A 6,000-nucleotide genomic window follows, 5' to 3' on the forward strand; every position below is an offset into this window, starting at 1 on the left:
TGTCGTGGTCGCCGTCGAAGCCGGAGCGGCCGTCGCCCTCACCCGGCGCCGTCGGAGTGGCCGGCGTGGTCAGCCCTTGGCGCGGACGGGCGTCGTCCCGCCGATCGTGACGAGGTCGTCGTGCTTGGGCAGGAGGCCGTCGCCCGCGGTGCGCCCTCGAAGCCGCCGCAGGGCCCACGGCACGGCGTGGTGCGTGACCCACCGGGCGCGCGAGATCGGCGGCTCGACCTCATCGGCCTCTTCGGCGTGCAGCGCGCCCTCGAGGCGTCCGAGCGCGCCGGCGTGCGGCACGCCGAGCAGGGCGGCCGCTTCGTACGCGACGTAGCGGTGACCGCCGGAATTGATGTGGACGAGATCCGCCGCCCAGAGGGACGGATCCGAGATCTCGGGCACCGCCTCCAGGTCGAGGAGGAGACAACCCGTCTCCCGCGCGAGGGCGCGGAGGGCGGCACTGAAGAGCGCGAAGCGGCGGGCGAGCACCCGGGCCGCGCGACGGCGAGGGAGGAAGGGCGTCACGAGCAGCACCTCGACACCGGCCGCCCGGAGGGTGCGGATCCCCTCCGCCAGGCGAGCCGCGATCGCCTCGGGGTCGGCGCCGAAGCGCACGAGGTCGTTCGCGCCGATCAGCACCGAGACCAGGTCGGCCCGCAGCTCGAGGGCTCGCGGGATCTGATCGGTCACGACATCGACGACCCGGCGGCTGCGCACGGCGAGGTTGGCGTAGCGGAGGGGACGACCCGACGGGTTCGCGTGCGCGAGCAGCTCGGCGAGCCGATCGGCCCATCCGCGATAGGCCCCGTCCGGCATGCGCGACCCGTCGCACAGCCCCTCGGTCAGCGAGTCGCCGAGCGCCACGAACCGGCGGGGCATCGCGCGCTTCGGTCCGATGGCGGGCAGCGCGGGCCGCTCCCCCACCTTGCTGAACCGGCGGTCATCGACGCGGCGCAGGGGGATCGCATCGGCGTAGTGGCCGATGAGCTGATCCCCGAGCGCATGCCACGTGCGCCCGGCCACGCTCTCCCGGGCGGCGATGCCGAACGCCCGACGCTTGGCCGCATCGCCGACGAGGTCTTCGACCGCCGCACGCAGAGCCCCGAGATCGCCCGGCGGGTACAGCCATCCGTTGATGCTGTTGCGAACAAGATCGAGGGGCCCCCCGCGGCCCGTGGCCACGACGGGCACACCGCTCGCGAGCGCCTCCTGCACGCCCTGGCAGAACGTCTCGCTCTCCCCGGGATGGACGAACACGTCGAGGCCGGCCAGGGCCTCGGCGAGCTGGATCCCGTCGAGGAAGCCCGTGAAGACGGCATCCGGCAGCACGCCCTGCAGTCGCTCTCGCGCCGGTCCGTCGCCGATCACGACGAGCCGCACCCCAGGCACGCCGGCGAGCACCCGCAGGTCGTCGACCTGCTTCTCGGCGGCCAGGCGGCCGGCGTAGCCGACGAGGATCTCGCCGGGGGCGATGCTCGCACGCCAGTCCTCGCTGCGGCGCTCCGGATCGAAGCGGATGCTGTCGACGCCACGGCCCCACAGCCGCACGCGGTCGACGCCGAGCGCGTCCAACTGCGCCGCGGCCGCCGACGAGGGGGCCAGCGTGAGGGTCGACCGGCGATGCAGGCGCCGGATGTGCGACGCGACGAGCGGCGCGGCCCCCGGCACCCCGTACTTCTCGGAGTAGGCGATGACGTCGGTCTGGTAGATCGAGACGGCCGGGATGCGCAGCGCATCCGCCACGGCCACGCCCTGCCACCCCAGCACGAAGGGCGACGCGAGATGCAGCACATCGGGGGCGAAGTCCTGCACCATGCGGGTCAGCCGCGCGGTGCGGGCGATCACGACCCGCACGTCCGGGTACGACGGCAGCGGCATCGATCGCAGCAGCTCGGTGCGGCCCGCGGGAACGCCGGGATCGACGTCGCCGGAGCCGGGTGCGATGAGGAGGGTTTCGTGACCCCGGCGCTCGAGATGCCGCAGCACGTGGAGCACCGAGTTGGTGACCCCGTTCATGTGGGGAAGGAAGGATTCGGCCAGCAGCGCGACTCTCACGCTTCCAGCGTGACGGGCCCGGCGCCCCGCGGTGGCCTTCGACGGGCCCGCGCGCAGAGAGTTCACCGGGTGCTCGCCCGCGCGTCACCGGCCGTGCGCCGTTCCGTATCCGTTCACCCGCGGATGGTACCCATGCACCGTGATCGAGGATGCCTTCGGCGACCTGGCGTCCGGCGTCTGGGCGCTCCCCGCACTTTTCGCGCTCGTCTTCGGCGACGCCTTCCTGGTCGTCGTGCCCGGCGAGGCCGCCGTCACCGCGTTCGCGGCGCTTTCGGTCGTGCACGGGCAGCCGGCGCTGCCGGCCGTCGTCGTGGTGGCGGCGGTGGCGGCGTTCGCGGGGGATGCCACGTGCTACGCCTTCGGCCGATCCGTCGGCCTCGACCGGTGGGCATGGGCGCGCCATCCGCGCGTGCTCGCCCTGCGCTCCTGGGCGCACGACCGGCTGCAGCGCAGCACCGCCGCGATCGTGTTCACCGCCCGGTTCATCCCGTTCGCCCGCATCGCGGTCAATCTGACCGCGGGCGCGGAGCGGGTGCCGGCGCCGCGATACCTGGGGATGTCGGCCCTCGCCGCGCTCGCGTGGGCCTGCTATCAGTCGTTCATCGGGGCCGCGATCGCGAGGCTCTTGCCGGACGCCCCGGTCGCGGCCGTCGTGATCTCGATCGCCGTCGCCCTGGCCATGGGGTGGGGGCTCGACGTCGCGCTCACCCGGCGCCTGCGCCCGCCCGGGTGAGCGCACGACCGCCGGGGCCCGAAGACCCCGGCGGCTGGCGCGGTCGTCCCGCCCCGTGACCCTCAGCCCTCGCGGAGGCCCGCGAAGAAGGCCCGGATGTCGCCGGTCACCTGTTCGGGACGCTCGAGCGAGGCGAAGTGGCCGCCGTCGGGAAACTCGCTCCAGTGCACGATGTTGTCGTTGTCGCGGTCGGCGAAGGACCGGATGCTCTTGAAGTCGTCCTGGAACACGGCAACGCCCATCGGAGCATGGTTGACGACCGGCTCGGCGGCGGCCCGGGCCTCTTCGAAGTGGTAGCGGCCGGCGCTCGCCGAGGTGTTCGTGAACCACTCGAGCGAGACCTCTGTGAGCACCTGCTCGGTGGAGACGAGGCTCGTCCCGTTGCCGAAGTTCAGGAAGAGCTCGTTCCACGCCAGCTGGCCCGCGGGCGAGTCGGACAATCCGACCGCGACCGTCTGCGGGCGTGAGGCGTTGATGGCGTTGTAGCCGCCGACCGACTGGAACCACTGCATGTGCTCCAGCGCCGCGTAATCCTTGGGTTCGAGGGCGTCGAACTCGCCCTCTGCGCCCGTGGGGAACGAGAACGCCTGCAGGACGTGCAGGCCGAGGAATCCGGGAGGGTTCAGGATGCCGAGCTCGCGCGAGACCATTGCACCGCCGTCGCTGCCGTGCGCGCCGTAGCTCTCGTAGCCGAGGCGCCGCATGAGCACGTCCCATGCCCGAGCGACCCGGGCCATCGTCCAGCCGCCCTCGACCACCGGAGTGGAGAACGCGAAGCCCGGCATCGAGGGCACGACGACGCTGAACGCGTCTTCGGCGCGACCGCCATGCGCGACCGGATCGGTGAGCGGGCCGATCACGTCGAGGAAGTCGACGAACGACCCGGGATAGGTGTGCAGCAGGAGCAGCGGGGTGGCGTCGGCCTCCGCCGACGGCACGTGGATGAAGTGGATGCGCTGGCCCTCGATCTCGGTGAGGTAATGCGGGAACCGGTTCATCCTGGCCTCCTGCGCACGCCAGTCGAAGCCGTTCTGCCACGTGGCGATCGTGTCGCTGAGGTACGAGTTGGGAACGCCGTACGTCCAGTCGTCGCCCGGCGCCGCCTGGGGCAGACGCGTGTTGGCGAGCCGAGTCAGCAGGTCATCGACCGCGGCCTGGTCGATCGCGACGGTGAATGGGCGGATCTCTTCACTTGCGGGGGCCGCCTTCGAGGCGGCGGTGGGTGTGTTGTTCATGATTCGAGGCTATGAGGCATACAGGAAGATTAACTTCCTGATTTGTGGGACACTTCTCGCATGTACGAGACGTCGGCGAGGCTGCTCGAGCTGCTCGCGCTGCTGCAAGCCCGTCCGGCGTGGAGCGGCACCGAGCTGGCCGGGCGGTTCGACGTCTCGACGCGCACCGTTCGCAACGACATCGAGCGCCTGCGGAGCCTCGGATACCCGGTCGACGCCGTGCGCGGACGCGCCGGTCACTACCGGCTCGGCTCGGGCGCGCGGATGCCGCCGCTGCTCCTCGACGATGACGAAGCCGTCGCCGTCGTGGTCGGCCTGCGCGCGGCGACCGACATCGCCGGCGTCGAGGAGACCAGCGCACGCGCGCTCGCGAAGCTCAACCAGGTGCTGCCGGAGCGGCTCCGCGGCAAGGTCTCGGCCCTCGCGAGCACCGTCAGCAAGGCGACCGAGAACACCGGCAGCGACGCCGAGGACCCCGTCATCGATCCGGAGGTGCTCAGCTCCATCGCCACCGCCGTCGCGGCATCCGAGTGGCTGCGTTTCGAGCACGACGGAGCACCCCGCGTCGTCGAGCCGTATCGCTTGGTGACGTGGCAGCGGCGCTGGTACCTCGTCGCCCGCGACCTCCCAGCCGCGGACTGGGCGGTATTCCGCGTCGACCGATTGGCGCTGCGGATGCCGACCCACCGGCCGTTCGCTCCGCGGCCGCTTCGGGGCGGGGACTACGCATCGTTCGTGATGCGCGAGGTGGCCTCCGCCGGGTGGGCCGTGCATGCGCGCATCACGGTCTTCGCCTCCGCGGACGAGGTGCTCTCCCGCATCCACTCGGCGGTGGGCGTCGTCGAGGCGATCGATGCGCAGCACTGCGTGCTCGTGACCGGCGCCGACAGCGTCGCGACGGTGGCGGTATACATCGGGATGCTGGGGCTCGATTTCCACGTGACCGAGCCGCCGGAGCTCGTCGCCGAACTCACCGAGGTGGCGCAGCGATATCTTCGGGCCGTGGGCGCCTGACGCGAGGCAAGCGACGATTGCCGCGCGGAATCCGCGGGTCTATGCTCTCCCCAGGCTGCGGGCAGGGTTGATCCCGGGATGCATCCGCAGCGGCGACAGACCAGGAGCGACGATGGCGCAGAACCTGAGAGTGTCCGAGCGGGTTCGCTTCGAACGATGGTTCGAGGTCGAAGTCATGGATCCGATGACCGACTTCCGCAACTCGAGGCAGGAGTGGCGGCGGCTGGCCTCCGAGCTGTTCGGAACGTTCTTCCTCGTGCTCGTCGCCGCGGGCGGCGGGATGATGGGTCAGGCCTTCCCCGACACGATCAGCCGCACGGCCGCTGTCGTTGCCCCGGGCCTCATGGTGATGGGCATCATTCTCTTCATGGGCAAGGTGTCGGGCGCGCATCTGAACCCCGCCGTGACGCTCGCGTTCGCGCTGCGCGGCGATTTCCCCTGGCGGCGCGTGCCGGGCTACATCATCGTCCAGCTGCTCGGAGCGACGCTCGCCGCCTGGTTCCTGCACGCGGTCATCGGCGTCTCCGCAACGTACGGGTCGAACTACCCCGCGGAGGGCTACTCGTCGTTCCAGGCGTTCATCATGGAGGTCGCACTCACGCTCGGCCTGGTGAGCGTCATCCTGGGAACCGCATCCGGCGCGCAGAACATCGGCATCATCGGTGCGCTCGGCGTCGGCGCCTACATCGCACTCGCCGGTCTCTGGGGCAGCCCGATCTCCGGCACCTCCATGAACCCGGCACGCACGTTCGGGCCCGACCTCGTCGCGCTCGATTTCACCGACTATTGGGTGTACGTCGCCGGTCCGATCGTCGGAGCCGTGCTGGCGGTCGGATTCGCCTTCGTGCTGCGTGGCTACGGCGGCGGCCGCAGCGGCTCCGCGGCAGCGCAGGGCGCCCTCGAGACAGAGGTCGCCCGACCCGACCAGGCCTGATTCCCCGCGATGTTCCGCGTACTACCCGTGGTTGTGCC

The 6,000-nt window shown here is 71.3% G+C and carries 5 protein-coding genes; 3 read left to right on the forward strand and 2 right to left on the reverse strand.

The window, feature by feature from the left end; all coding sequences use genetic code 11:
- Nucleotides 1–69: 69 nt before the first annotated feature.
- The gene (locus VNT50_RS06585; RefSeq protein ID WP_325484304.1) at nt 70–2,046 is read right to left on the reverse strand and encodes a glycosyltransferase; all 1,977 of its coding nucleotides are present in this window, start codon (nt 2,044–2,046) and stop codon (nt 70–72) included.
- A gap of 139 nt (nt 2,047–2,185) precedes the next feature.
- Between VNT50_RS06585 and VNT50_RS06590 the strand changes: the two genes are divergently transcribed.
- On the forward strand, nt 2,186–2,779 hold the full coding sequence (locus VNT50_RS06590) for a DedA family protein (protein WP_325484305.1): 594 nt from the start codon (nt 2,186–2,188) through the stop codon (nt 2,777–2,779).
- A gap of 62 nt (nt 2,780–2,841) precedes the next feature.
- Here the strand turns inward: VNT50_RS06590 and VNT50_RS06595 are convergent, their stop codons facing one another.
- Complete coding sequence (locus VNT50_RS06595) at nt 2,842–4,014, reverse strand: epoxide hydrolase family protein (RefSeq protein ID WP_325484306.1); 1,173 nt, start codon at nt 4,012–4,014, stop codon at nt 2,842–2,844.
- A 60-nt stretch (nt 4,015–4,074) separates the two neighbouring features.
- Between VNT50_RS06595 and VNT50_RS06600 the strand changes: the two genes are divergently transcribed.
- Together VNT50_RS06600 and VNT50_RS06605 are read left to right on the forward strand one after the other, a co-directional pair.
- Nucleotides 4,075–5,028: a helix-turn-helix transcriptional regulator gene (locus VNT50_RS06600; protein ID WP_325484307.1), complete on the forward strand. Its 954-nt coding sequence runs from the start codon at nt 4,075–4,077 to the stop codon at nt 5,026–5,028.
- Nucleotides 5,029–5,158: 130 nt separating this feature from the next.
- Nucleotides 5,159–5,962 carry an MIP/aquaporin family protein gene (locus VNT50_RS06605; protein ID WP_325484308.1) on the forward strand — a complete coding sequence of 268 codons (804 nt, stop codon included), beginning with the start codon at nt 5,159–5,161 and terminating at the stop codon, nt 5,960–5,962.
- The last annotated feature ends 38 nt before the right edge of the window (nt 5,963–6,000 follow it).

Origin of the sequence: Microbacterium sp. (assembly GCF_035554235.1) — a bacterium.
Classification (GTDB): Bacteria; Actinomycetota; Actinomycetes; order Actinomycetales; family Microbacteriaceae; genus Microbacterium.

Bases quoted from the DNA above. Each gene is read 5' to 3' on its own strand.
- VNT50_RS06595 (WP_325484306.1), bottom strand. From the start codon at position 4,014: ATGAACAACACACCCACCGCCGCCTCGAAGGCGGCCCCCGCAAGTGAA.
- VNT50_RS06600 (WP_325484307.1), top strand. From the start codon at position 4,075: ATGTACGAGACGTCGGCGAGGCTGCTCGAGCTGCTCGCGCTGCTGCAA.